The 24,973-nt window shown below is 72.4% G+C and carries 25 protein-coding genes; 11 read left to right on the top strand and 14 right to left on the bottom strand.

What is annotated here, in order from left to right; translation table 11 throughout:
* The first annotated feature begins 4 nt into the window (after positions 1 to 4).
* Positions 5 to 1,111, top strand: a complete 1,107-nt coding sequence (locus ACFW9O_RS35415; RefSeq protein ID WP_384615160.1) for a winged helix DNA-binding domain-containing protein — start codon at positions 5 to 7, stop codon at positions 1,109 to 1,111.
* Positions 1,112 to 1,170: 59 nt separating this feature from the next.
* Here ACFW9O_RS35415 and ACFW9O_RS35410 read toward each other — a convergent pair whose 3' ends face one another.
* From ACFW9O_RS35410 to ACFW9O_RS35395, 4 genes are all read right to left on the bottom strand, one after another.
* Positions 1,171 to 2,214 (bottom strand): ketoacyl-ACP synthase III family protein, encoded by a 1,044-nt coding sequence (locus tag ACFW9O_RS35410; RefSeq protein ID WP_329207404.1) that lies wholly within the window; start codon positions 2,212 to 2,214, stop codon positions 1,171 to 1,173.
* Between the two features lie 13 nt (positions 2,215 to 2,227).
* Positions 2,228 to 2,455 (bottom strand): acyl carrier protein, encoded by a 228-nt coding sequence (locus ACFW9O_RS35405; RefSeq protein WP_329207405.1) that lies wholly within the window; start codon positions 2,453 to 2,455, stop codon positions 2,228 to 2,230.
* A gap of 59 nt (positions 2,456 to 2,514) precedes the next feature.
* Positions 2,515 to 3,714 (bottom strand): NAD(P)/FAD-dependent oxidoreductase, encoded by a 1,200-nt coding sequence (locus ACFW9O_RS35400; RefSeq protein ID WP_384615157.1) that lies wholly within the window; start codon positions 3,712 to 3,714, stop codon positions 2,515 to 2,517.
* A 124-nt stretch (positions 3,715 to 3,838) separates the two neighbouring features.
* The gene (locus tag ACFW9O_RS35395) at positions 3,839 to 4,684 is read right to left on the bottom strand and encodes an SDR family oxidoreductase (protein ID WP_384615155.1); all 846 of its coding nucleotides are present in this window, start codon (positions 4,682 to 4,684) and stop codon (positions 3,839 to 3,841) included.
* A 249-nt stretch (positions 4,685 to 4,933) separates the two neighbouring features.
* Between ACFW9O_RS35395 and ACFW9O_RS35390 the strand changes: the two genes are divergently transcribed.
* Genes ACFW9O_RS35390 through ACFW9O_RS35380 form a run of 3 tightly spaced genes read left to right on the top strand, consistent with a single transcriptional unit; the run spans position 4,934 to position 7,852 of the window.
* Positions 4,934 to 6,448 carry an amino acid adenylation domain-containing protein gene (locus ACFW9O_RS35390; RefSeq protein WP_384615154.1) on the top strand — a complete coding sequence of 505 codons (1,515 nt, stop codon included), beginning with the start codon at positions 4,934 to 4,936 and terminating at the stop codon, positions 6,446 to 6,448.
* A 35-nt stretch (positions 6,449 to 6,483) separates the two neighbouring features.
* Positions 6,484 to 7,257: an SDR family NAD(P)-dependent oxidoreductase gene (locus ACFW9O_RS35385; protein ID WP_384615152.1), complete on the top strand. Its 774-nt coding sequence runs from the start codon at positions 6,484 to 6,486 to the stop codon at positions 7,255 to 7,257.
* A 52-nt stretch (positions 7,258 to 7,309) separates the two neighbouring features.
* Positions 7,310 to 7,852: a VOC family protein gene (locus ACFW9O_RS35380; RefSeq protein ID WP_384615149.1), complete on the top strand. Its 543-nt coding sequence runs from the start codon at positions 7,310 to 7,312 to the stop codon at positions 7,850 to 7,852.
* Between the two features lie 70 nt (positions 7,853 to 7,922).
* On the opposite strand, the gene ACFW9O_RS35375 is transcribed toward ACFW9O_RS35380, so the two are convergent.
* The 3 genes from ACFW9O_RS35375 to ACFW9O_RS35365 form a co-directional block, all read right to left on the bottom strand.
* A complete protein-coding gene (locus ACFW9O_RS35375) occupies positions 7,923 to 9,176 on the bottom strand; it encodes a cytochrome P450 (protein ID WP_351181596.1) in 1,254 nt (417 codons plus the stop codon).
* An 82-nt stretch (positions 9,177 to 9,258) separates the two neighbouring features.
* Complete coding sequence (locus ACFW9O_RS35370; RefSeq protein ID WP_384615147.1) at positions 9,259 to 10,686, bottom strand: alpha/beta fold hydrolase; 1,428 nt, start codon at positions 10,684 to 10,686, stop codon at positions 9,259 to 9,261.
* Between the two features lie 21 nt (positions 10,687 to 10,707).
* Complete coding sequence (locus ACFW9O_RS35365) at positions 10,708 to 12,195, bottom strand: MFS transporter (protein ID WP_384615145.1); 1,488 nt, start codon at positions 12,193 to 12,195, stop codon at positions 10,708 to 10,710.
* A gap of 202 nt (positions 12,196 to 12,397) precedes the next feature.
* Between ACFW9O_RS35365 and ACFW9O_RS35360 the strand changes: the two genes are divergently transcribed.
* Genes ACFW9O_RS35360 through ACFW9O_RS35350 form a run of 3 tightly spaced genes read left to right on the top strand, consistent with a single transcriptional unit; the run spans position 12,398 to position 14,578 of the window.
* Positions 12,398 to 12,721: a 2Fe-2S iron-sulfur cluster-binding protein gene (locus ACFW9O_RS35360; RefSeq protein WP_327114700.1), complete on the top strand. Its 324-nt coding sequence runs from the start codon at positions 12,398 to 12,400 to the stop codon at positions 12,719 to 12,721.
* Positions 12,721 to 14,016, top strand: a complete 1,296-nt coding sequence (locus ACFW9O_RS35355) for an NAD(P)/FAD-dependent oxidoreductase (protein ID WP_384615144.1) — start codon at positions 12,721 to 12,723, stop codon at positions 14,014 to 14,016. The genes ACFW9O_RS35360 and ACFW9O_RS35355 overlap by 1 nt, the downstream gene beginning before the upstream one ends.
* Positions 14,009 to 14,578 carry a hypothetical protein gene (locus ACFW9O_RS35350; RefSeq protein WP_351181584.1) on the top strand — a complete coding sequence of 190 codons (570 nt, stop codon included), beginning with the start codon at positions 14,009 to 14,011 and terminating at the stop codon, positions 14,576 to 14,578. Before ACFW9O_RS35355 ends, ACFW9O_RS35350 begins: the two co-directional genes overlap by 8 nt.
* A 176-nt stretch (positions 14,579 to 14,754) precedes the next feature.
* On the opposite strand, the gene ACFW9O_RS35345 is transcribed toward ACFW9O_RS35350, so the two are convergent.
* From ACFW9O_RS35345 to ACFW9O_RS35335, 3 genes are all read right to left on the bottom strand, one after another.
* Positions 14,755 to 16,020: a cytochrome P450 gene (locus tag ACFW9O_RS35345; protein WP_351182496.1), complete on the bottom strand. Its 1,266-nt coding sequence runs from the start codon at positions 16,018 to 16,020 to the stop codon at positions 14,755 to 14,757.
* 184 nt (positions 16,021 to 16,204) lie between these two features.
* A complete protein-coding gene (locus tag ACFW9O_RS35340; RefSeq protein WP_384615141.1) occupies positions 16,205 to 17,350 on the bottom strand; it encodes a hydrolase in 1,146 nt (381 codons plus the stop codon).
* A complete protein-coding gene (locus ACFW9O_RS35335) occupies positions 17,347 to 17,835 on the bottom strand; it encodes an SRPBCC domain-containing protein (protein ID WP_384615139.1) in 489 nt (162 codons plus the stop codon). The genes ACFW9O_RS35340 and ACFW9O_RS35335 overlap by 4 nt, the downstream gene beginning before the upstream one ends.
* A 205-nt stretch (positions 17,836 to 18,040) precedes the next feature.
* On the opposite strand from ACFW9O_RS35335, the gene ACFW9O_RS35330 reads away from it, so the two are divergent.
* The 4 genes from ACFW9O_RS35330 (at position 18,041) to ACFW9O_RS35315 (ending at position 20,606) form a co-directional block, all read left to right on the top strand.
* A complete protein-coding gene (locus ACFW9O_RS35330) occupies positions 18,041 to 18,826 on the top strand; it encodes an SDR family NAD(P)-dependent oxidoreductase (protein WP_351182026.1) in 786 nt (261 codons plus the stop codon).
* Positions 18,827 to 18,884: 58 nt separating this feature from the next.
* The gene (locus ACFW9O_RS35325; RefSeq protein ID WP_351182029.1) at positions 18,885 to 19,427 is read left to right on the top strand and encodes a flavin reductase family protein; all 543 of its coding nucleotides are present in this window, start codon (positions 18,885 to 18,887) and stop codon (positions 19,425 to 19,427) included.
* The gene (locus ACFW9O_RS35320) at positions 19,424 to 20,353 is read left to right on the top strand and encodes an MBL fold metallo-hydrolase (RefSeq protein ID WP_384615137.1); all 930 of its coding nucleotides are present in this window, start codon (positions 19,424 to 19,426) and stop codon (positions 20,351 to 20,353) included. The genes ACFW9O_RS35325 and ACFW9O_RS35320 overlap by 4 nt, the downstream gene beginning before the upstream one ends.
* A 79-nt stretch (positions 20,354 to 20,432) precedes the next feature.
* Positions 20,433 to 20,606, top strand: coding sequence for a hypothetical protein (locus ACFW9O_RS35315; RefSeq protein ID WP_384615135.1), 174 nt, complete (start codon positions 20,433 to 20,435; stop codon positions 20,604 to 20,606).
* 80 nt (positions 20,607 to 20,686) lie between these two features.
* Here ACFW9O_RS35315 and ACFW9O_RS35310 read toward each other — a convergent pair whose 3' ends face one another.
* The 4 genes from ACFW9O_RS35310 to glyA form a co-directional block, all read right to left on the bottom strand.
* On the bottom strand, positions 20,687 to 21,145 hold the full coding sequence (locus tag ACFW9O_RS35310) for a nuclear transport factor 2 family protein (protein WP_351174968.1): 459 nt from the start codon (positions 21,143 to 21,145) through the stop codon (positions 20,687 to 20,689).
* Positions 21,146 to 21,262: 117 nt separating this feature from the next.
* Positions 21,263 to 22,222, bottom strand: a complete 960-nt coding sequence (locus tag ACFW9O_RS35305; protein ID WP_384615133.1) for a D-2-hydroxyacid dehydrogenase family protein — start codon at positions 22,220 to 22,222, stop codon at positions 21,263 to 21,265.
* Between the two features lie 52 nt (positions 22,223 to 22,274).
* Complete coding sequence (locus tag ACFW9O_RS35300; protein ID WP_384615131.1) at positions 22,275 to 23,381, bottom strand: nuclease-related domain-containing protein; 1,107 nt, start codon at positions 23,379 to 23,381, stop codon at positions 22,275 to 22,277.
* Positions 23,382 to 23,532: 151 nt separating this feature from the next.
* Positions 23,533 to 24,813, bottom strand: coding sequence for a serine hydroxymethyltransferase (glyA, locus tag ACFW9O_RS35295; RefSeq protein ID WP_384615130.1), 1,281 nt, complete (start codon positions 24,811 to 24,813; stop codon positions 23,533 to 23,535).
* Positions 24,814 to 24,973 lie beyond the last annotated feature (160 nt).

Below are 24,973 nucleotides of genomic sequence, written 5' to 3'. Positions count from 1 at the left end.
GGTCATGGTGACAGGAGACCCGAACGTGCTGGACCGACGGGCGCTCAACCGGAGCCTGCTGGCCAGGCAACTGCTGCTGGAGCGCGCCGGCATGCCGGCCGTGCAGGCGGTCGGACATCTGGTCGGGATGCAGGCCCAGGCGCCCAACCCGCCCTACATCGGGCTGTGGACCCGGCTGGCGGGATTCCGTATCGAGGACCTGGCGGACAGGGTCCGGGACCGCGAGGTGGTCCGGCTGGTGCTGATGCGGGGCACGATCCACCTGGTCACGGCGCAGGACTGCCTGGCGCTCCGGCCGGTGCTCCAGGGAGCCCTGGAACAGGGCCTGAAGGGCACGTTCGGCCGGAAGCTGGCGGGGCTCGACACCGCGGACGTGGTGGCGCTGGGCCGTGAGCTGGTCGAGAAGGAGCCGCTCACGCTGGGCGGCCTCGGCACCCTGCTCGCCGAACGCTGGCCGGACCGGGATCCGTTCGCCCTGGCCAATGCCGTACGCAATCTGGTGCCGCTCGTACAGGTGCCGCCGCGCGGCCTGTGGGGCGAGAGCGGCCAGGCCGTGCACACGACGGCGGAGTTCTGGCTCGGCACGACGCTGGCGGAGAGCACCTCGCCCGACACGATGGTCGAGCGGTATCTCGCCGCCTTCGGGCCCGCCACCGTCAAGGACATCCAGACCTGGTCCGGAATGACGCGGCTGGCCGACTCGGTGAACCGGCTCAGGCCCCGGCTGCGTTCCTTCCGCGACGAGAACGGGCTGGAACTGCTCGACCTCGCCGACGCTCCTCTGCCCGACCCGGGGATGCCCGTGCCGGTGCGCTTCCTGCCGGAGTTCGACAACATCCTGCTGTCGCACGCCGACCGCAGCCGCATCCTCACGGACGAGCAGCGCAAGCTGGTCTTCACCCGCAACGGCCTGATCAAGTCGACGTTCCTCGTGGACGGTTTCGTACGCGGGCTGTGGCGGATCGAGCAGACGCGCAAGGCGGCGACCCTCGTGATCGAGCCGTTCGGCGCGCTGAGCGGGAAGGACCGCGATGCCGTCGCCGAGGAGGGGACCGGCCTGCTCGCCTTCGCGGCCGCCTCCGCCGCGACGCGCGGCCTGCGCTTCGACTGAGGGCGCACGACGGCGGGGGAGAGACCGCAGGACCCGGTCTCTCCCCCGCCGTCGTGCGGTCAGTTCGACCAGTCCGGGGTGTCGAGGATCTCCAGGACCGTCGTCGTCCACACGTATCCCGCGCCGGCCGCCTGGAGGACGACCAGGTCCCCGGGCTTCGCCTCGCCGCTCTCCATGACCCGGTTCAGCCCGAGCACGGGGTCGGCGGTGCCGACCATGCCGGTGCTCAGGCCCCACTCGTGGGTCGTCCGCTCCCGGTCGACGCCCAGCAGGCCGTAGAGCCCGTGGGTCACGATCGACAGGGCGAGGTTCTGGTGGAGGAAGTACCGCACGTCGGGCAGCTCCACCTCGGCCTCGTGGAGGGCCTGCTTCATCGAGAGCTGCACGCTGGCGGAGATCTTCTCGATGGCGTCGTCGAAGTCCATGTCCTCGGCGAGCAGGTAGTCCGACTTGCGCTCGCTGACCCCGACCGGCGCACCCCCGGAGAACGGCGCGTCCGTCCAGCCGGCCCCGCTGCGGCCCATCGGCTCCAGCGAGGGGTCCGCGTGCGAGTACGTGGCGCGGACGCGGGCGAACCCGCCGCGGCTGGACAGGACGAGGGCCGCGGCACCGTCGCCGTCGACGTTCTGCTCGTCCGAACCCCAGCGGTCGATGTAGGGCATCCGGAAGGCGTCGCCGCCCGTGATGAGGGCCGCGGTGACGTCGGGGCGGGAGGTCACGTACGAGGAGGCGACCTCGAAGGCCGCCAGCATGCCGTTGCAGCCCTGCTTGATCTCGAACGCCGGTCCCGTGCCGCCGACCGTCTCGCGCTGCACGAAGCTCGCTGGCGTCCAGAAGTCGAGTCCCTGGTGTCCGATGTAGCTGTGCAGGACCAGACCGAACTCGTCGTGCTCGTGTCCGGACCTGGCCACCGCCCGGCGCCCCGCGATCGCCGCCATCGTGGGTCCGGTCTCGTTCTCGGCGGCCACGTGGACCGAGCGGAAACCGTTCAGCGAACGCTTCTGCTCGGTGTAACTGCCCGCGGCGATCGCCTCCTCGGCGGTCTCGATCCGCTCGGGCAGGTACGCACCCACACCGGCGACGTAGAGGTTGTTCCAGCGCATGTCAGTCTCTCCTTCAGGACGCGTAGAGGTACGCCGCGAGAGTCGCGGGGGTGGGCGCCTGGTAGATGCGGCGTACCGGGATCTTGATCCCGAACGCCTCCTGGACGCGCCGGGTCAGTTTGGACGCCAGGAGGGAGTGCCCGCCCAGGTCGAAGAAGCTGTCCTCCACATCGACGTCCGGCATGCCGAGAACTTCGCCGAACAGCAGGCAAAGCTCCCTCTCCCACTCCGTTGCGGTCACTGGTGCCTCCGTTGTCTTCTGCGTCGGTTGGTGGCCCCTGTCCGGGGGCGCGGTCGGCGTCATGCCGCTTCGGTCTCGAGCCGGCTGTGCAGTTCCTCGTCGTACAGCTCGTCGACGGACATGCCGCCGGCGGCCACGGCGAAGTAGCGCTCCGTCAGGTCCTGGGACCCGCTGACCATGCGGAGCATCGCCATCCGGTCGGGCGTGACCTCCAGACGGCTCACGAAGAGGGTGTTGCGGTAGCCCTCGAAGAGCTCGTCCTGGAGCTCCTCCCCGTACGTCCGCAGCCCTTCGGCGAGCCGCACCGGGTCATCGAGCACGCCGGCGACCGACGCGGCCAGCAGATCGGCCTGCAGGAAGGCGTCGCTGATGCCGCGCGCGGTGATCGAGTCCTTGTGGTGCGCGGCGTCGCCGACGAGCGCCCAGCCGGGGCCGGCCGGGGTGCGGAAGAAGTTCTGCTGGTCCCCGGTGCCACGCAGCCGTTCGACGCGTTCGCCGCCGTCCATCGCCCGCGCGTACAGGTCCGGCGCGGTGGTGCGGATGTTCTCCAGGTAGTGCTCCAGCGCGTCGCCGCGCACCTGGTTGAACTCCGCCTGCGGGAAGTACGCGGCGATCAGGGTGGCATCGTCGTTGGTCGGTATCGCGCCGATCCAGCGGCCGGGGCGCTCGTACAGCTCGAACTGGGACTTGATGCCCTGCCAGTAGGTGAAGTAGATGCAGGACATCAGCGGGTCCTGGACCGTGTACGGGGCGTCGACGGCCTTGGCCACCGCCGACCGCATCCCGTCCGCACCCACCACGAGGCGGGCCCGCTCCTCGACCGGCTTGCCTTCCGCCGAGCGGCACTTGACCCCGACGACGCGGTCCCCGTCGAAGACGAGACCGGACACGGAGCAGCCGTCGCGGAACTCCGCACCGGCGGCCACGGCCGCGTCGACCAGGATCTGGTCCAGCAGGTACCGGCGCGGTGCGTACGCGGCCGACTGTCCCTCGTGCGGGACGGTGCCGCCGTCCAGCCGGACGTCCTCGACCTGGTAGACGGTCCTGTCCAGCGCCGGGCAGCCGGTGGCGCGGACCGCGTCCAGCACTCCCCAGCGGGCGAGCCGCGCGATCCCGGGCTGGTGGATGTAGTGCGTGGAGAGCGTGTCACTGGGGAACCGCGCCCGGTCGACGAGCAGCACCCGATGGCCCGCCCGCGCCAGGAGCAGAGCGGAGGCGGCACCCGCGACGCGAGCCCCCACCACGATGACGTCGTACATTCCGGACCTCCAAGTCACGGACATGCCCCTCGGTTCGGCGGTGGGCCGGGCGGTCGACGCCCGGCCCACCGGCTTAGGAGCAATCTGAGGGCACCTTCGCAGCCTCTTCTTGAGACCCGCTCGATCAGTCCTGGGCGGCGAACGCGCCGAGGTTCTCCCCGGCCCACTGACGGAAGGTCCGCGCCGGCCGTCCGGTGACGCGTTCCACGGTGTCGAGGGTCGCGGCCGGTTGCCCGACCCCCGCGGCCCACTGGCCGAGGAGCGAGGCGAGGATCGACGCCGGCACGAACCGGCCCATCTGCTCGACCGCCTGGTCCCGGGTGAGTTCCCGCACCGGGATCTCACGTCCGAGGAGTTCTCCGAGGATGCCGAGCTGCTCACGGAAGGTCAGCGACTGCGGTCCGGTGAGGGTGAGGGTCCGGCCCACGAGCGTCTCGTCGGCCAGGGCGGCCGCGGCGACGGCGGCGATGTCGTCCTCGTGGATGGGCGCGGTGTGGGCGTCCGTGTACGGCAGTTCGACAGGCTGTCCCCCGCGGATGGCATCGCTCCACCCGAACGCGTTGCCGTCGAAGGCGCCCGGTCGCAGGACGGTGGCCGGCAGCGCCGACTCGGCGAGCGCGTCCTCGACCGCCGCGTGGAGCAGGGCCAGGGCGTCGGTCCCGGCGTCGGGGCCGCCGACCGTGGACGAGGACAGCAGGACGACGTGCCGGACTCCCGCCCCGGCCGCGGCTGCGAAGAAGTCCTTGGCGCCGTCGGACTCGGCGTAGAGGAACACCTTGTCCACGCCGTCGAGGGCGGCGTCGAAGGTGTCCGGGCTGTTCAGGTCCAGCCGGACGGTGTCCACTCCGGCCGGAACGCTCAACTCCCCGGGTGTGCGGCCGGACGCGCGCAGGGTGTGGCCCGCCGAGTGCAGGCGGTCGAGGACGCGGCGGCCGACGTTGCCGCGTGCCCCGGTTACGAGAATGGTCACGGTGGTACTCCCGTCGAGTGCGGTACCGGCCCGGATGGTGGGGTGGCTGACGGAAACCGTCGGCCCTACGGGCCCGTCCGCCGGAACAGGGTCGGACAGACGGACAGGCCCTAAGCGGAGCCGGCAATTCAGTGAACAGGGCCGTACTCGCGCGTGCCTTGACCCGCGCGAAGGCATGGCCGGTTCCACCGGCATTCGAGCCGGTTCGCAGACCCTGCCGCCCCGGGCACCTCGAGAGGAGACAGGCCGATGACATCGGTAGTCGCAGCGTTTCGCCGTCGGGCCGCCGGCGCCCCCGACACCGTGGCGGTCTCCGCCGGTGACGACCACCTGACCTACGCCGAGCTCGACCGCTGGGCGCGTGAGGTGTCGCGGGAGCTCACGGACGGTGCGGGGGCGACGCCGGGCGACCGGATCGCGGTCTGCCTGGAGCGCTCCCCCGAACTCGTCGCCGCGCTGCTCGGCGTCCTGGGGGCCGGTGCGGCGTTCGTGCCCATCGGCCTCGATGACCCGGCCGCGCGGGTGGCCGAGGTGTTCGCGGACGCGGAGGTGCGTGCCGTCCTGTGCGAGCCGGACGATGCCGGCCGTTTCTCGGCGTACGGCATCCCGGTCCTGCGGGTCGCGGCCCGCCCCGCGGCGGACCGGCCGGTGCCGCCGGAGACCGCCGAGGTCCGGCCCGGCGACCTCGCCTACCTGATGTACACCTCGGGATCCACGGGCCGCCCGAAAGCCGTCATGGTCGAGCACCGCAACATCACCAACCTGGTGACGGACCCCAACTACGTGGAGCTGGGCCCCGACGACCGGATCCTGCAGCTCGCGCCCGTCGCCTTCGACGCCGCCACGTTCGAGATCTGGGGCGCTCTCCTCAACGGGGCCCGGCTGGTGCTCGCCCCGCCGCGGCAGATCCAGGCCGAGGAGCTCGGCGCCCTGCTGCGTGACGAGGGCATCACCGTGCTCTGGCTGACGGCCGCGCTCTTCCACCGGCAGATCGATGTGGACGTCAAGGCGTTCGGCGGGCTGCGCACGGTGCTGGCCGGCGGTGACGTGCTCTCGGTCCCGCACATCCGCGAGCTGCGGGCCGCGGTGCCCGGCTGCGGGATCGTCAACGGCTACGGGCCCACGGAGACCACCACGTTCGCCGTCTGCCACCGTATCGGCGCGCAGGAGGACCTCGGCCACTCCGTGCCGATCGGCACCCCGCTGCAGAACGTCGACGTCCGGATCGTCGACGACTCCGGCCTGCCGCTGCCCGACGGCACCTCCGGCGAGCTGTGGATCGGTGGCGCGGGGGTGTCCCGGGGCTACTGGCGGCGCCCCGACCTCACCGACAGGGCCTTCGTCACCGCCCCGTGGGACAGCGCGGCCGGGCGGTTCTACCGCAGCGGCGACCTGGCCAGGCGGCGCCCCGACGGTGTCATCGAGTTCCTCGGCCGCAACGACGACCAGTTCAAGCTGCGGGGCTTCCGTATCGAGCCCGGCGAGCTCGAGGGCGTCCTCGCCGGCCATCCGCAGGTGCGCGGCGCCGCGGTAGGGGTCCGGGAGAGCCACCTGGGCGACCGTCGGCTGGTGGCCTGGGTCGTGCCGGAGGCCGACACCCTCGACCGGCGCGCCCTGCGTTCGTACCTGCGCGAACGCGTGCCCGAGCACATGATCCCCGCGGCCTTCGTCTCGCTGGCGGAGCTGCCCATCACCGGGAACGGCAAGGCGGACCGCAAGGCGCTACCCACCCCCGACTGGACGTCGAAGTCCATCTACGTCTGATCCCCCTCTCCCGAGCCGACCTGAAAGGACGGAGCATGACCAACCATCCGTTCACCAACCAGTACGTCGTGGTCACGGGCGGTGCCACCGGCATCGGCCGTGCCACCGCCCTCGACTTCGCCAAGCAGGGTGCCGCGGGGGTGATCGTCACCGGACGCCGGGCCGACCGCCTGGCCGAGGTGGCGGCACTGCACCCGGCCATCGTCCCGGTCCGCGCCGATGTGAGCACGCAGAGCGGCGCGGACGCGGTCGCCGAGGCGGTCGGCGAGCTGGGCGGCTCCCTCGACGTACTGGTGCACAACGCCGGGATCCACACCATCGGGGCGGCCGGCAGCATCGACACGGAGGCGGCCCGCGAGCTGTTCGACGTCAATGTGCTCGGCACCGTGATCCTCACCAACCGGCTGCTCCCGGCGCTCCGTTCGCCGGGCGGCAGCATCGTGTTCGTCACCAGTCCGGCCGGTCACAACCCGACACCGATGGCGTCGGTGTACGCGGCGAGCAAGGCCGCGGTGAACACCTTCACCCGCTCCTGGGCACTGGAGCTGGCCCCGAAGGGCATCCGGGTGAACGCCGTGGCTCCCGGCTGGGTGCGCACCGAGGTGTACGAGAGCCACGGCATGCCCCCCGAGCAGGTGGACGAGCTCTTCGCGCAGGCGGCGAAGAGCGTGCCGCTGGGTGTGACAGGCGTGCCCGAGGACGTGTCGCAGTGGATCACTCTGCTCGCCGCGCCGAGCAGCGCGTGGGTGACGGGCCAGATCCTCACGATGGACGGCGGCGCCGATCTCGTACGCGCGAAGCAGGTCTGAGGCCACCCGGGCCCACCGAACCGAACCCGAAGAAGGAAAGGACGGCACACCGATGTCGCAGACAGTGGACCGGCAGGACGGCAGCCCCGCACCGGGCCCGGTGCTCAGCCCCGAGGCCCTGTTCCACACCGGTCTGGTCGTGGAGGACCTGGACCTGGCGATGAAGACGCTGAGCGAACTGGCGGGCTACCGCTGGACCAGCGTGATGGAGCTCCAGGTGACGGCGCGCACCCCGGGCGGCCTCCAGCACGGCGACCAGCGCTTCGTGCTGTCGCTGGAGGAGCCGCGGCTCGAACTCGTCGAGGCCATCCCGGGCACCGTCTGGGTGTCCGAAGGCAGCAACGGGGCCCACCACGTGGGCTACTGGGCGGAGAACGACCGGATCGAGGCCACCTCCGCGGCGCTCGTGGAACTCGGCTTCGAGGTGGAGGCCTCCAACGACACCGAGGCGGACGGCACCCTGATGTGGGTCTACCACCGCGGTCTGGGCGGCATCCGGGTCGAGCTGCTCAACACCCTGATGAAGCCGTCCATGGACGCCTGGATCGCCGGCGCGGACCCCGCCGAGGTCCAGCAGGACGCGCCCATCGGCTGACAGCGTTCCTCCGCACAGCAGGTGAGCCCCCGCCCGGGAAGGGCGGGGGCTCACCTGCTGTGCTCCTGGATCAGGATCCCCAGGTGACCGGAAGGGTCTCCAGGGCGTGGTTGATCCCGCCCAGGTGCCAGGGGACCTCGCTCTCGGGCACGGCGAGCCTGAGGTCGGGGAAGCGCCGGACCAGGCCGTCGATGGCGATCTCCAGCTCCATCCGGGTCAGTTGCTTGCCCAGGCACAGGTGCATGCCGTGCCCGAAGGAGAGATGCGGGTTGTGGGAGCGGCCGAGGTCGAGGCGGTCCGGGTCGGGGAAGACCCTCTCGTCGCGGTTGGCCGAGGAGATCGCGATGACCACGGCGTCCCCCTTGGCGATCTTCACCCCGCCGAGCTCCATGTCCTCCACGGCGATACGCGGGTTGCCGGCCGAGTCCGTGGAGAAGAGGTTGACGTGCCGCAGCAGTTCCTCGACCGCCTTCGGGATCCGGGAGCGGTCCTCGGCCAGCCAGTTCCACTGGTCGCGGTGGTGCGCGATGAGCGCCAGGACGGAACTGGCCAGCTGGTTGGCCGTGGTGTCGAAGCCGGCGCCGATCAGCGTGAAGGCGAAGGTGACGAGCTCCGTCTCGCTGAGCCGGTCCCCGCTGTCCCTGGCCGTGATCAGATCCGACAGCAGGTCCTGGGTGGGGTTCTCGCGCTTCTCCGCGACGACCTCGACCATGTACTCGTTCAGCTTGGCCAGCCCGTTGACGGAGTCCGAGTCCTCGCCCTGGTCGTCGACGGTGACGAAGTCCCGTGCGTTGGCGGCGAACAGCCGCAGGACCCTCATCGGCACACCCAGCAGCTCACCGATGACCGTCAGCGGCATGGGTACGGTGAACCGCTCCACCAGGTCGACCGGTCCGCCGGACCCGGCGAGGTCGTCGAGCATCCCGTCCGCGATCCGCTGGATACCCGGCCGCATCTGCTCGATGCGCCGGGCGGTGAACGCCCCGGCCGCGAGCCGGCGCAGCCGGGAGTGCTCGGACCCGTCCATGGAAATGATCATTTCGGGCGTCGAGGTCATCGCCCCGCCGATCCGGGGTGCGCCGGGCTTCACGGTCTCGGCCCGGCTCAGCCGGGGATCCGCCAGCGCCTCCCGGGCCTCGTCGTAGGCGGTCACGAGCCAGGCGTCCACGCCGCCCTCGGTACGCACCCGTACGACCGGCTGCCCGGCCCGCAGCCCGGCGTACTGCGGGGCGGGGCAGCGGTAGGACGAGCCGGCGAGGGGGAACACCTTCATGTCCCGGTCCTCATCGGTCACGGACTCGCTCCCGTACTCGGTCACGGACACAACAGCACCTCCACAGTTGACACGGTTGCGCGGCACCGTAGAAGGCGCTGCTGGACACGGGGTTGCTTCGGACTCGACCCGCTCAGGCCGCGTCCGCCGGGACGTCCGGGCGCGGGGTACGGCCCGGGACGGCGGAGCGCGCGGGCGGCAGGGTGCCGTCCACGAGGTAGCGGTGCACGACGGCGTCGACGTGCGGGTTGCCGCCCAGCACGTACACCTCGTGCTCTCCCGAGTCCTCGACGGTGAGCAGGTGGTGGCCGACAAGTTCGGCCATGGCCACTCCGCCGTCGTAGTGGTCCATGGGGTCGCCGTCGGCCTGCACGATCAGGCCGGCCGCGTAGCCGTCGCGGGTGATCCGCACCGGCTCCTCGGCGGCCTCGAAGGCGCGGAAGGCGCCCACCCACGGCGAGGCCCGGAGCACCCCGTAGCCGTACGGGAACCGCTTACGGAACTCCCGCATGTCCTGGTAGTACACCTCCAGGTCGGACGGCCAGGCGTGCTCCAGCGTGATGGCCTCCAGGACGCCGACGCGCAGGTCGCCCTCGCTGTCCGCGGGCCGCCAGGTGCCCTGTTCGGCGAGCAGCTCGCGGCAGGCCTCCGGGTCGCCCTCGCGGGCCGCCCGGTGCACCCCGGCGACCAGGACGGCGAGAGTGGCCCACTGGCCGCGGTCGCTCGCCCGGTTGCCGACGGCCCCGTCGAACAGGGTCCGCAGCCGTACGGCGTCCTGGGGCAGCGACTCCAGGGCGGCGACCGCCTCCTCCACGGTGGTGAGCACCTGCTCGGCCGAGGCGCCGACGGCGAAGCTGCCGTGCCGCTCGCCGGTCCAGCGGGCCCACAGGTCGACGTTGCGCTGGACGGCGTCGCCCTGCTGGAGGAACTGCTCGCGCCACGTCCACTGCGGGCCGACACAGGAGTCCAGGACCAGCCGGTCCAGGCCGGCCGGGAAGAGACTCCCGTAGACGGCCCCGACGTAGGCGCCGTACGCGTACCCGACGAAGCTGATCCGCTCCTCGCCGAGCACCGCACGGATCACGTCCATGTCCCGGGCGGTGTTGGGGGTGCTGATGTGCGGGCGCAGGTCCCCGCCGCCCCGTGCGCAGGCCTCCTCGCGCAGCCGCATGTCCTCGGCAAGTCCCGCGAACACGGTGTCCGGCGGCCGGGAGTCGAACGGCTGGGCGGGGACGGCCACTTCGGCGTACAGCCGGGTGGATCCGGCGGTGCCGCGCGGGTCGAAGCCGATGAGGTCGTAGACCTCCTCCAGGGGGGTTCCGGCGAACTTGCCGGGCAGGCCGAGGCCGTGCCCCCAGTCGCCGCCGGGGCCGCCGTTGACGGCCAGCAGGACACCGCGCCGGCGCGCCGGGTCGGTGGCGCGGCGGCGGCTGAGGGCGAGTGTGATCCGCTCGCCCCCGGGGTCGGTGTAGTCGCGGGGGACCTCGATCGTCGCGTGCTCGGTCCGGTCGTCGTCCGGTGCGGGCGACCATGCCGGCCGCTGTGTGTGGAACTCGCTCACCACCGCAAACCTCCGTTCTCGTCAGGCCGCCAGACTCTCGGTAGCGCCTCGAGGGGTACTGGAACGTTCCCGGACCGGCACGAAGAGGGCCGCCACCAGTCCGGCCACGGCGAACAGGGCCGCCCAGGTGAGCGCCAGCCCGTAGCCGGAGGCGAGGGCGTCCGTGGTGTCCGCCCCGGCGGCGACGCGGGCGTCGACGCGGGCCGCGGACAGTGCGGCCAGGGTCACCAGACCGGCCGCGCTGCCGAGCTGCCGGGTGGTGTTGAGCAGCCCGGAGGCCAGCCCGGCCTGATGGGCGGGGAGTCCGGCGGTGGCGGCGTTCGTCGTGGCGTTGAGCACCGCGCCCATGCCGAAGCCGAGGAGCACGGCGGGCCCCAGCACGTCCACGGTGTACGTGGCACCCGCGTCGAGCCGGGCGAGCCAGAACAGTGCGGCGGCCGACAGCCCGAGGCCGCCGAGCAGGACCGGGCGCGGCCCGGTGCGGGGGACGACGGACGCGATGCCCCAGCCGCCGAGCGCCATGCCCAGGGAGAGGGGCAGATAGCTCAGGCCGGTGACCAGCGGGCTGTAGCCGAGCACCTGTTGGAGCAGCAGCGTGAAGAAGTAGAAGGTGCTGAAGAGCGCGGCGATGCCGAAGAAGGCGACGAGGTTGGCGGCGGCCACGGAACGGTTGCGGAAGATCTTGAGCGGCACCAGGGGGTGCCGGGCGAACCGTGCCTGGATCACCAGGAAGGCGGCGAGCAGCGCGGCTCCGGCCAGCAGCGGTCCGAGCACCCGCACGGACCCCCAGCCGTGCACGTGCGACTCGGAGACCCCGTACACGGTGCTCATCAGCCCGAGGGTGACCGTGACGGCACCGGGCAGGTCGAGACGGCGGTGGGCACGGCCCTCGCCCTGCGGCCGGGTCTCCGGCACCACCCAGCGGACGGCGGCGAGCAGGGCGATCCCGATGGGGACGTTGATCAGGAAGATCCACCGCCAGGAGAACCACTCGGTGATCACCCCGCCGGCCAGCACCCCGATCGCCCCGGCCGTCCCGGAGACGGCGCTCCACCATCCGTAGGCCCGTGCCCGTGCGCCCGGTTCGGTGAAGGTCGTGCCGAGCACGGTGAGCGTGGCGGGCGCCATGACGGCGGCGCCGAGCCCTTGGAAGGCGCGGGCGAGGATCAGCGTCCCGGGGGCGTCGGCCATTCCCCCGACGGCGCTGGCGAGCGTGAACAGGGCGACTCCGCACAGGAAGATCCTGCGCTGGCCGAACAGGTCCGCGAGCCGTCCGCCCAGCAGCAGGAAGCCGCAGACCACCACCGTGTAGGCGTTGTTGACGAGCTGCAGGTTGTGCCGGTCGAAGTCCAGGTCGTCGGCGATGACGGGCAGGGCCACGTTCACCACCGAGGCGTCGAGCACGTTCATGAACTGGCCCAGACAGCAGGCGACGAGCACCAGCCCGGTCCGGGGGGCGGCCCTGCCGGGCGGGGCGGGCGTCTGTCGCGTCCGATCGGTCACAGTCATGCGGGCACGCTGCGCCCCTTCGATGGACTGCCGCCGGACCGTGTGTCGACGCGCGCTCGAGCGCCGGTCCGATCTGTGCGGCGCCGGGGTCGCGCGGGCCCGCGCGGTCGAGATCCACTCCACCGGGACTGCAGGGACGTATCCCACAGTCCGGTGCCGTACTTCCGCACGGCCGGCCGACATTCCACGAGGAGAGCTCGCCATGGCCAAGATCACCTACAAGCATCCGAACGGTACCGTCACCATCGTCGACGTCCAGGCGCCCAACACGGTCATGCGCGGTGCGAAGCTCAACAACGTCGACGGCATCGAGGCCCAGTGCGGCGGTTCCGCCCAGTGCGGCACCTGCCATGTGTACGTCGACGAGGCGAACACTCTGCCGCTGCCCGAGATGGACTCCGTCGAGGACGACGTGCTGTACGGCACCGCCTGCGAGCGCACCGAGTTCAGCCGTCTGAGCTGCCAGCTGCCCGTCGGTGACGAGATCGACGGACTGCTGGTCCACCTGCCCGAGGCGCAGAGCTGATGGCCGCGCACGCGGTCGTCGTGGTCGGCGCGGGCCAGGCGGGGTTCGACACCGCCTGCGCCCTGCGCAGCCGGGGCTTCCGGGGCCGGATCACGCTCATCGGCGACGAGCCGCCCGGACCGTCCTACCGGCCGCCGCTGTCCAAGGGCTACCTGGCGGGCACCGTGGCGGCCGAGGAGATCGCGCTGCGGCCCCCGTCGTTCTACACCGAGCAGGACATCGAGCTGCTGCCCGGTGACCGGGTGGCCTCCCTGGACCGCGAGCGGCGCACCGTCCTCCTGGACTCCGGACTGCGCCTGCCGTACGACAACCTCGTCCTGGCCACCGGTTCCCGGCCCCGCACCCTGCCCGTGCCCGGTGCCTCGCTGACCGGGGTGCTGTCGCTGCGCGGCCTGGCCGACGCCGAGGACCTCCGGCTGCGGCTCAGCGGGCCGCCCCGCAGACTCGTCGTGGTGGGCGCCGGCTTCATCGGCCTGGAGGTGGCGGCGACCGCCCGCGGCCTCGGCCACGAGGTGACGGTGGTGGAGGCGCAGCCCCGGGCCCTGGCCCGCGCGCTCACCCCCACGGTGTCGGACCGGATCGTCGCCGAGCACCGCGAGCGGGGCGTACGCGTCCTGCTGGGCCGCGAGGTGACCGCACTCTTCGGCGACGGCGAGGGCCGGGTCCAGGTCATGGAGCTGGACGGCGGGGAGCGGATCGCCGCGGACCTCATCGTGGTCGGCGTCGGCGTCCTGCCGAACATCGAACTGGCCCTCGCCGCCGACCTGCTCGTCGGTGACGGCGTCGTCGTGGACGCGCAGCTGCGCACCAGCGACCCGGACATCTTCGCCCTCGGTGACTGCGCGCGCTTCCCGAGCCCGCACGCGGGCCGCCATGTCCGGGTGGAGTCCGTCCAGAACGCCTCCGACCAGGCCAAGTGCGTGGCCGCGGCGATCTGCGGCGAGCCCTACGCGTACACCGCCGTGCCCTGGTTCTGGTCCGAGCAGTACGCGCTGCGGCTGCAGATCGCGGGGCTGACGGCGGGCCACGACGAGACGGTCACCGTCGGCGACCCCGCCGACGGGAAGTTCTCCGTCTTCTGCTTCCGCGCGGGCCGGCTGACCGGCGTCGAGTCCGTGAACCGTCCCGCGGACCACGGCATAGCCCGGCGGCTGCTCACGGCCGGCACCGATCTGTCGCCCGAGGCCGTCCGGCAGCCGGGCTTCGACCTCAAGAGACTCCCCCGCACCCCCACCACCCCCACAGCTCCACCGTCCCGCACCACCACCCAGGAAAGGCTGTCCGTCCATGCCTGAAACCACGTCGGCGCCCGCGGGCGCGACCACCGGGGCCGATACCGCCCGGCGTCGGCCCCCGCGTCCGATCACCCTGAGAGTCCTCGGCGTCTGGCTGGCCGTACTCGCGGTCCTCGCCGGTGTCGGCACCGCGTCGGCCACGGCCGGTGAGACGTCCGGGCACCAGGTCAGAGCCGTCTCGCTGGCCGGAACCTGGGACCTCACGGTGACCGTCCACACCCCTGACGGCGATTCCGTCGCCCACTCCCGCTTCGTCTTCCGCGCCGACCACCAGCTGACGGTCGAGGGTCCCGTCGGCGAGAACGGTGAGCCCCAGTTCGCCGGAGGCGGCTTCTGGAGCGACAGGAAGAACGGCACGTTCGCCTTCTACGTCACGCACCCGCCGGGCCCGCCGGGATCCCCGTACCCGGGCAAGGTGGAAGCCGTGCACATGGGGCGGATCTCGGGGCAGCGGTTCGTCTCCGAGGCGTACGCCTTCGTCACCCCGGACGCGACCGTCGGCCCGCAGGGTCCGATCGACGTGGACGCCACCGCCGTCCGGGTGTCGTCCGCGGCCGGCTGACCCGGCTCCGGCTCTCCTGCCCGCGCGCCCGCCTCCCGCTCCCACGAGCGGAAGGCGGGCGCGGCTCGTGCGTGCCGGGGCGCGCGGGCACGGGAACGGTCCCGGCCCCCTCGTCCTTCCTTCGTGTCCGTGAAGGAGGCCGAGGGGGCCGGGACCGTTCCCGCCCGTCTGCCGGGTCAGTTGCCCCGTACGACCGGGAGACTGGTCAGCGTGTGGTTGATCTCCCCGGTGTGCCACGGCAGTTCGCTCTCCGGCACTGCGAGCTTCAGGTCCGGGAAACGCCGTACGAGGCCCTCGATGGCGATCTCCATCTCCATGCGCCCCAGGTGCTTGCCCAGGCAGTAGTGCATCCCGTGGCCGAAGGAGATGTGCGGGTTGCGCTCACGGCCCAGGTCGAGCCGGTCCGGCTCGTCGAAGACCTCCGCGTCGCGGTTGGCCGAGGCGAGCGAGAGAAGGACGGCGTCGCCCTTCGGGATCGTCACGTCGCCGACCTCGATGTCCTCCGCCGCGATGCGCGGGAAGCCGGAGGTGTCGGTGGCGAACAGGTTGACGTGCCGCAGGAGTTCCTCGACCGCCTTCGGGATGCGGGAGTGGTCCTCGACCAGGTAGCGCCACTGCTCCTGGTGGTCGACCAGCAGGGCCAGTACGGAGTTGGCCAGCTGGTTGGCCGTGGTGTCGAAGCCGGCCCCGATCAGGGTGAAGCCGAAGGTGACCAGCTCGGGCTCGCTGAGCCGGTCGTCGTCGTCGCGGGCCGCGATGAGCTCGGACAGCATGTCGTCGGAGGGGTTGGCGCGCTTCTCGGCGATCAGACCGACGATGTACTCGCTGAGCTTGCCCAGCGCGTGCAGGGAGGCCTCGCCGCCGGCCCGGTCGTCGACGGTCGCGAAGGCACGGGCCCACTGCTCGAACTCCCGCAGGTCCTCGGACGGTACGCCCAGGAGCTCACCGATGACGGTCAGCGGCAGCGGCACCGCCAGCTGCTGGACGAGGTCCACGGCGCCGTCCTTGGCCTCCATGTCGTCGAGGAGCTCGTCCGTGACCCGCTGGACGTTCTCCCGCATGCGCTCGACCCGCCGCATGGTGAACGCGCCGGCGACCAGCTTGCGCAGCCGCGAGTGCTCGGGGGCGTCCAGCGAGATGATCATCTCGGGGGTGGTGTGCATCGTGCCGCCCACCCGGGGGGCACCTTCGCCGCAGGCCTGGGCGCGGCTGAGCCGGGGGTCGGCGGACAGCCGGCGCACGTCCTCGTAACGGGTGATCAGCCAGGCGTCCACACCTCCCGCGGTGGGCACTTTCACCACCGGCTGTTCGGCGCGCAGCCGGCCGTACGCGGGCGCCGGGCCGCGGTAGCTGGATCCGGTGAAGGGGAACGTGCCGGCCACCGGGCAGCCGGTGCCCTGGGGCGCCGTCTCCTGGGTGGCTGTCTCCTGGGTGACTGTCACGACGAAACCTCCGCTTGGGGCGTTACGGGTCGGGCCTCAACGTACGGACCGCCGATGGAGGCCAAGTCGCCCCGAACTGGAGTCCGTCGATACGCGTTCCGGGGGCCCGGGCAGCCCCCGCGGACGCGGGAGGGGGCGCCCGGGAAGTTCCCGGACGCCCCCTCCCGCCGTGCGGCGGCTCGGCTCACTCGGCGGGGCCGAGGAGCACGGCCGAGTAGTTCTTCCTGGCCGCCGTGTCGTACTGGAGTGCCACATGGCTGGTGGCGGAGGTGATGTCCCGCCAGAACCGCTGCAGGGCGTGCCCCTCGCCGAGGCCTCCGGTGCCGGCCGCGCCGACCAGCAGCGCGGCCGCCTCGCGGAGGGTCTCGGCGGCGTAGGTGGCGTTGCGCTCGTTGCGCGCCATGTGCTCGGGGGTGAACAGCCGCTCGTCCAGGACGTGGGCGTTCTCCTCCACGAGGTGGCGCGCCGCGTCGACCCGGCCGGACGCGCGGACCATGGTCAGCTCGGCGGTCTGGTTGCGCCGCCGGCCGGTGATGGAGCCCGCGCACGCCGCCAGGGCGCCGGTGGCGGCGCCGACGACGGGGGCGATGAAGGTGAGTCCGCCGACGGCCTGGAAGGGCACGTTGTGGGCGGCCACCCGGGAGGTGCCGTTGCGGCCGGTGAGCATGTCCGTGCGGTCGAAGGACAGGTGCGCCGGTACGAACACGTCGTCGATGACGACCGTGTGGCTGCCGGTCGCCCGCATCCCGACGCTGTCCCAGGTCTCGCGCACGGTGTACGCGCCCCGGGGCAGGGTGAAGAAGCGCAGCTGCGGCGGGCCCTCTCCGCCGCCGACCGCGGCGCAGACCATCGCCCAGTCCGCGAAGTCGATGCCGCTGACGTACGCCCACTGGCCGTTGACTCGCCAGCCGCCGTCCACGGCCCTGGCCCGCCCGGCGGGCATCAGGCCGGTCGCCACGACCGTGTCGGGACCTGCGCCCCACAGTGCCTGGTGGCCCTCCTCGGGCAGGTGGGAGGCGAAGCGCGCCGAGTACGCGGCGAGCGACGCACACCATGCCGAGGCGGCACAGCCCTCGCCGACGGAGACGACGGCCCGGGTCAGCTCCGCGAAGGAGCCCTCCGTGCCGCCGAAGCGGGCCGACACGAAGTGCCGGGCGAACCCGGCCTCGCGTATCGCGTCGGTGACCTCGCGGGACAGGCTTCGCCCGGTGTCGGCGTCGGCCGCGTGCAGCGCCGCGAGCAGCCGCAGCCGGTCGGCGGCCGGGACCAGGCCCGTGTCCGTGGCCGCGGGGGCCGCCGGGGCGTCGATGACGCTTCCGTCGATGCTCATATCCCGGCCCCGTCCCCGACGGCCTGCGCGAAGCGTTCCAGCGTCTCGCCCGGGCTCGGTCCGTCCAGCGCCTTGAAGATCCGCTCGGCGCCCGGACCGTGCCGGTCCAGCTTGACGTGCGCGAGCGACACCTTGGTGCCCCCGTCGACGGCCTCGAAGTCCACCTCGATCTGGCTCGCCCCGTCGTCGGTGGGGATGGACTGCCAGTTGGGGTCGATCCGCCAGGTCATGGCGACGCGGCGGCCGGGCACCCATTCCAGGATCCGGCCCCAGGCGATCTCGGTGCCCTCCACGTCCCACTCGTAGTAACGCCCGCCCACGCCCGCCTCGAAGGCCAGGCCGGCCCGCTCCTTGCGCACCAGGATGTGGCTCGGCGGCCACCAGTCCACAGGGCGCTCGGTGAAGACCTTGAAGCACTGGTCGGGCGTCGCCGCCACGGTCACCGACTTCCTGACGTCGGGCAGGGTCTGCGTCTGCTCGGGCACGGGGCCTCCTCGCTCCAGCCGGGTGTCCGCCCGGTCGCCGCATCGAATGGCGCCCACGCTGACCGCCCGCGCTAGGCCCCGTGTGGAGTTCGGCTGGAGGGCGGGGCCTCCACCCCGGGTCCAGCGGCGTGCGAGAACCCCGCAAGGACACGGGCCCACCGTCGAGTTCCTGGACAGGATCGACACGAGCGATGGGGAGAGCACGATGACGGACGCGGGACGACGAGTTGCCTTCGTGACCGGTGCGACCAGCGGTATCGGCCTGGCCGTGACCGAGCTGCTCGCCCGGCAGGGGGTCGCGGTGTTCGGTGTGGCGCGCAGCGCCGAGAGCGTACGCACCGTGGTCAAGCAGCTGCGCGAAGAGGGCCTCGAAGTGGCCGGCACGGTCTGCGACGTGACGTCCCTGGAGCAGATCCAGGAGGCGGTACGGGCCGCGGTCGCCGAGTACGGGCGGATCGACATCCTCGTGAACAACGCGGGCCGGGGCGGCGGCGGTGTGACGGCCGAGATGGAGGACTCGCTCTGGGACGACGTGATCGAGACCAACCTGAACGGCACCTTCCGCGTCACCCGCGAGGTGCTCAAGGCCGGTCTGATGCGGGACGGCGACTGGGGCCGGATCATCAACATCGCGTCCACCGGCGGGAAGCAGGGCGTCGAGCTCGCCGCGCCCTACTCGGCCTCCAAGCACGGCGTGATCGGCTTCACCAAGGCCGTGGGCAAGGAGCTCGCCCCGACCGGGATCACCGTGAACGCCGTCTGCCCCGGCTATGTCGAGACTCCGATGGCGCAGCGCGTACGCCAGGGCTACGCGGGCCACTACGGGGTGAGCGAGCAGGAGATCCAGGACAAGTTCAACGCGAAGATCCCGCTGGGCCGTTACTCCACCCCCGAGGAGGTGGCCGGCCTGGTCGGCTACCTGGCCTCCGACCCGGCCGGATCGATCACCGCCCAGGCACTGAACGTCTGTGGCGGACTCGGCAACTACTGAGCCCGCCCGTACCCGCCCCCATGGCCCTGATGGCACGAGCAGAATCGGAGTACCTGACATGACTGCTGTGACCGCCGGCGCACTGCTGGCCGAACCCGACGTGGCCGCCTTCCGTACCGCGATGGGCCGATTCCCCACGGGCGTCACCCTGCTCACCCAGGGCAGCGGCGACGACACCATCGTCATGACGCTCAACAGCCTGACCTCGGTGTCGCTCGACCCGATGCTGATCCTGGTGTCCGTGAAGGCCGACGGCCGGATGCGGCCGCGGATCTCGCGCGCCGGGAGTTTCGCGGTGAACGTGCTGACGGAGGCGCAGCGCGACCTGGCGCAGGAGTTCTGCCGCCCCGACCGTTCGGAGGGCCGGGCGGCGATGCTGCGGCTGTCCGCCGAGGAGGGGGTCACGGGCAACGCCGTGCTGCCCGACGCGGAGGCCTACGTCGAATGCGTCCTGGACGCGGAGTACGCCGCCGGGGACCACACGCTCCTCATCGGCAGGGTCGTCGCCCTGTCCGGCGGCCTGTCCGCCCCCGACCCGCTCCTCTTCCACCAGGGCCGTTTCGGGCGGCTGCCCTCCGCCGCGAAGGAGGAGGGCGCGTGACGACGGCTCAGGCCCCGCGGGTGGCGCCGCCCGGCTCCCTGGTGCCGGTCGCCGAGGACGTGTACGCCTTCGTCCAGCCGGAGGGCGGCTGGTGCCTCAACAACGCGGGGCTGGTCGCCGGCGGGGGCCGTTCCGTCCTGGTGGACACGGCGGCGACCGAGTCCCGCACCCGGCGGCTGCGGGAGGAGGTCGCCCGGATCGTTCCCGGCGGTCCTGACTACGTCGTCAACACGCACTTCCACGGCGACCACACCTTCGGCAACGGCCAGTTCACCCCTCGCGCGGTGGTCGTGGCCCACGAGGGGACGCGGTCCGACACCGAGGAGGCGGGCCTCGGCCTGCGCCACCTGTGGCCGGACGTGGAGTGGGGCGAGACCCCGCTGACGCTTCCCACCCTCACCTTCCGGGACGAACTCACCCTGCACGGCGACGGGCTGCGCACCGAGCTCCTGCACGTGGGGCCCGCCCACACGGCGAACGACATCGTCGCGTGGGTGCCCCAGCGCGCGGTCCTGTTCACCGGTGACGTCGTCTGGTCGGGAGTGACCCCGTACATCCTGATGGGGTCGGTCACCGGTTCGCTGCGGGCCCTGGAGCGGCTGCGGGCGCTCGGGCCCGCGGTGGTGGTCCCCGGGCACGGCCCGGTGGGCGGACCGGAGCTCATCGACGCGACGGAGGCGTACCTCCGGCTGCTCCAGGAGCTGGCCCAGGACGGTCTGCGGCGCGGCGTGGGCCCGCTGCAGGCCGCGCGCGAGGCGGACATCGGGGCGTTCGCCGGGCTCCTGGACTCCGAGCGGCTCGTCGGGAACCTGCACCGCGCGTACGCGGAGCTCGACGGCCTCGCCCCGGGTGCCCGCATCGATGTGGCGGCGTCCTTCAAGGAGATGGTCGCCTTCCACGGAGGGCTGCCGGCCTGCCACGCCTGACCGTACGGCGCATCGCGCGGCGCCTCTCGTACCACTCACAGACCTCGCACACCTCGCACAACCGAAGGAGGAGTCGTCGATGGAGACGATGCTGCTGGACCGCGTCACGGTGGAACTGCCACTGTCCCTGCCCCTGCCCCTGCCTCTGCCGGTCGCCCCGCCGGTCGAGGCACCCCCCTGGGTCCCCCTGCTGCTGGCCGGGGACCTGGACGACGACGGGAGCGAACCGCACATCTGCCGCGGCATCGACTGACGGCCTGCCGGACCGGTGTCCGGCGCATGGACGAGGGGCCCTTCGTAAAGGGCCCCTCGTCCATGCGCCGGACACCGTGTTCAGGAGGCGGCCGGAGCGACCGGGCTGTCGCGGTGGATGACGCGGGAGCGGGTCAGCAGGCGGCCGTCGCGGCGGACGAGCACGTCGTCCACGGTGAAGGTCGGCTGGAAGGAGACCTTCCCCTCACGGTCGGTCTGGGTGACCAGGGTGTAGTACGAGACGCGCAGCGTGTCCTCGTCCGCCGGGTCGGTCTCGATGAGCAGATGACCGAACCAGTGCCGCACGGCGATGTCCTGGTAGCGGGGCAGGTTGGCCCGCATCCCGGCGATCATCTCGACCCGGCCGCTCTGCCGCTGGCCGCCCGCGTGCACGACCTCGCCGTCGTCCGTGAACGTGTCGGCGAAGCCCTCGATGTCCAGGGCGTCGACCCGTCGCATCTGCTGGGCATAGAAGGTCTGCACCTCGGCGTACAGGTCACCCGTGACCTGCTGGCGGAGGGTCCCGACGGGCTGAGACATGGCAACTCCCTTCGCGACGGCCGCCCTCATGGCTGCGCCGTCACCACCAGGCTGCCGGGTGCGGCTGCAGCGCCGCTGGAGACGGACTCGCTCCCCGCTCCGGGACGGCCCGCGGTGTCAGCCGAGCCTGCGGACCGGCTCCCCGTCGAGGAACGCGCGGATGTCCTCGACGGCATGCGTGTAGTACGTCGCGTAGTTGGCCCGGGACACATAGCCCAGGTGCGGGGTCGCCAGCAGGCGCGGCGCGGTACGCATCGGGTGGCCGGCCGGCAGCGGCTCGACGTCGAACACGTCGACTCCGGCTCCCGCGATGGACCCCTTGTGCAGCACGTCGAGCAGCGCGTCCTGATCGACGATCGCGGCCCGCGAGGTGTTGATCAGATAGCTGCCGGACCGCATCAGACCGAGCTCCTTCGCCCCGAGCAGCCCTCGGGTGCGCTCGCTCAGCACCAGGTGCACGGAGACGAAGTCGCTGGTCTCCAGGAGCTCTTCCTTGGACGCGGCGAGCACGACACCTTCCTCCGCCGCCCGTTCGGCCGTCAGGTTCCGGCTCCAGGCCACCACGTCCATGCCGAAGGCGAGGCCGACCCGGGCGACCCTGCTGCCGATCTTCCCCAGTCCGAGGAGTCCCAGCCTGCGCCCGTGCAGATCCGCCCCGACCGTCGACTGCCAGGGGCCCCCGTCGCGCAGGGCATTGGCCTCGGGCACGATTCCGCGCGCCAGGCCGAGCAGGAGCGCCCAGGTGAGCTCGACGGGCGGGGTGGTGGTGCTCGCGGTGCCGCAGACGGTGACCCCGTGCCGCTCGGCGGCGGCGTAGTCGATGACGGAGTTGCGCATGCCGGACGCGACGAGCAGCCGCAGCCGGGGCAGCCGCTCGATCAGGGAGGCGGGGAAGGGCACCCGCTCGCGCAGGGTGACGACGATGTCGAAACCGGCGAGGGCGGCGGCCAGTTCGTCCTCGGAGGCGAAGTGCTCGGCGAAGCCGACGACATCGACGTCGTCGGCGACGGGCGACCAGTCCGCGGCGGTGGTGGCGACGGACTGGAAGTCGTCCAGCACGGCACAGCGAAGTCTCACGGCGTCTTCTCCCTCGGTGGCTCCCGAGGAATCTACCGGCAGTTCTCTGTGCTCACGCGTCCGGCCAGGCGTCCCGGTTCCGGGCGACGTCGTAGACCCTTTCGACCTGGGTGGGGGTGAGGACGTCCTTCAGCGGGGCGAGGGCGGACAGGTGGCGGTCCCGGCAGACGCGGACGCCCGGCGGGGTGGCGAGCACATCGAGGGAGGCGACTCCGACGAACACCAGCACGAGCTGGACCGGCACGGCGAAGGCGCAGTGCGTCTCCAGCACCGTACGGGCATACCGGGTGTCCTGACCGGCTTCGAGCACGTACGTCCGGGGGGAGCCCTCATCGATCCGCAGCGTCCCGTCCCCGATCCGTACCGAGGCACCGGGCCGGTGCTCGGTGCGTACGGCGAACACCCCTCCGGGGCCGATCAGCAGATGCCCGATCTCCGCACCGCCCGGCAGGGGCAGTGAGTGCAGGACCCGCCAGCCGTGCCGGGTCAGCCGCCTCAGTTCGGCCCCGACCCGCCTCTCCCCGGTGAGGGCTGCCCGGCGTGGGTCCGCCTCCTTGCTCCGCCGCAGCGCCCCGGTGGTGGCCCGTACGAGCAGCCCGGGGCCGTCCTCTGCGAGCTGCGCCCGGAGCGCGGCACCGGGCCGTCGGGTCGCCAGGTCGTTCACGGCGGTGAGCGCGGGCAGCACGGGCCGCCGCCCCGGTCCCTGCTGCTGGGGCTGCCGGGGCTGCCCCTCCTGCGCCTGTTGTCCGGACCGCCCTGCCGGTACCCGCTGTTCGGGCTGCCGTCCCTGTCCCTGCTGCTCGGGTGCGGGCTCGGGCTCCCGGGCCTGTCCCTGCTCCGGCACCCGTAAGCCGTCCGGCTCCCGGACCGGCTCCCTGCCCGACGGGACCGGGCGGGGAGCGGCGGGCTTCCGCATCCGGCGGAGGGGCGGGATCCGTGGGGCGGGTGGCGGCCCCGGCGGGGCCGCCTCGCCGAGCGCGGGCATGTCCGGGACCTGTCGCGCGAGCGCGTCGGTCACGGCGTCGCGGTAGCGCGGGTGCAGGACCGTGATCGTGCCGCTGGCCAGATCCGCCCATCCGATCGCCGTGCCGTCCGGCAGGTTCACATAGAGCCGGTCGTGCCCGAAGAGCTGCCATGACGTGACCTTCAGATCCTGCATTCGTGCCCCCTCGCGTTCACGCGTGCGCCACCCGACTCCCCCAGCCTGTACGGCAGTTCGACGAACGGGCAGGGCGCAGAGCGGGCGCGCGGAGTCGAGCCCCCGGCGGTCCGGGCCGCCCCGCGCCCTCGGCGGTCCCCGACGGCGCCTCTCAGCGGGGCGGCAGACCGGGCGCCGGCCAGGCGTCCATCAGGGTCTTCACCTCGCCGCGGACCTTGGACACGGTGGCCTCGTCACCGGTGCGGGCCGCCTCGACGACGAGGTCGATCCACTGGGCGACGGCGCGCATCTCGGACTCCGGGATGCCCCGGGACGTCAGCGCCGGCGTACCGATGCGGATGCCGGACGGGTCGAAGGGCTTGCGCGGGTCGTACGGCACCGTGTTGTAGTTGACGACGATCCCGGCCCGGTCCAGGGCCTTGGCCGCGACCTTGCCCGGTACGTCCTTCCCGGTGAGGTCGACCAGCAGCAGATGGTTGTCCGTCCCCCCGGACACCAGGTCGAAGCCGCGTGCGGCCAGCTCCTCCCCCAGCGTCCGGGCGTTGGCGACGACCTGATGGGCGTACGCACGGAACTCGGCCCCGGCCGCCTCCTTCAGCGCGACCGCGATCGCCGCGGTGGTCTGGTTGTGCGGACCGCCCTGGAGGCCGGGGAAGACCGCACGGTCGACGGCGCGCGCGTGCTCGGCCCTGGACAGCAGCATCGCTCCGCGCGGTCCGCGCAGGGTCTTGTGGGTGGTGGTGGACACGACGTCCGCGTACGGAGCGGGCGAGGGGTGCGCGCCCCCGGCGATCAGCCCGGCGATGTGGGCGACATCGGCCACCAGCACCGCCCCCACCTCGCGGGCGATGTCGGCGAACCCGGCGAAGTCGATCACCCGGGGAACCGCGGTGCCGCCGCAGAAGATCAGCTTGGGCCGCTCGGCGCGTGCCAGGTCGCGCACCTCGTCCAGGTCGATGCGCCCGGTGTCGCGGCGCACCCCGTACTGCACGCCCCGGAACCACGTGCCGGTCGCGGAGACGCCCCAGCCGTGCGTGAGGTGGCCGCCCATCGGCAGCGACATCCCGAGGACGGTGTCGCCCGGTTCGAGGAAGGCCAGGTACGCGGCGAGGTTGGCGGGCGAGCCGGAGTACGGCTGCACATTGGCGTGGTCCATCCCGAACAGCGCCTTGGCCCGCTCGACGGCCAGCGTCTCCACCTGGTCGATGACCTGCTGGCCCTCGTAGTAGCGCTTGCCGGGGTAGCCCTCGGAGTACTTGTTCTGCAGGACGGTGCCGGTCGCCTCCAGGACGGCGGCGGACACGTAGTTCTCACTGGGGATCAGGCGCAGGGTGTCCGCCTGGAGCCGCTCCTCGGCGCTCACCAGGGCGGCGAGTTCCGGATCGGCTGCGGTCAGGGCGGGTCGGCGGTCATCGGACGGCTGTACGGCCACGGGGTCCTCCCGGGTCGGTCGCACTGCTGCGACATGGACCCGGATGCCCAGGCGGACGGCCCTCCGGCGATGACGCCCCGGGCAGGCCCGGGGTGTGCCGCTCCCTCGTGGTCGTTTCCACGGAGCACCCTGCCGGGTGCGCGCCAGTCGCGGCGTTCCG

This window comes from Streptomyces sp. NPDC059499, assembly GCF_042749285.1.
Lineage (GTDB): Bacteria > Actinomycetota > Actinomycetes > Streptomycetales > Streptomycetaceae > Streptomyces.
This window is presented reverse-complemented; position numbering and strand designations above follow the sequence as displayed.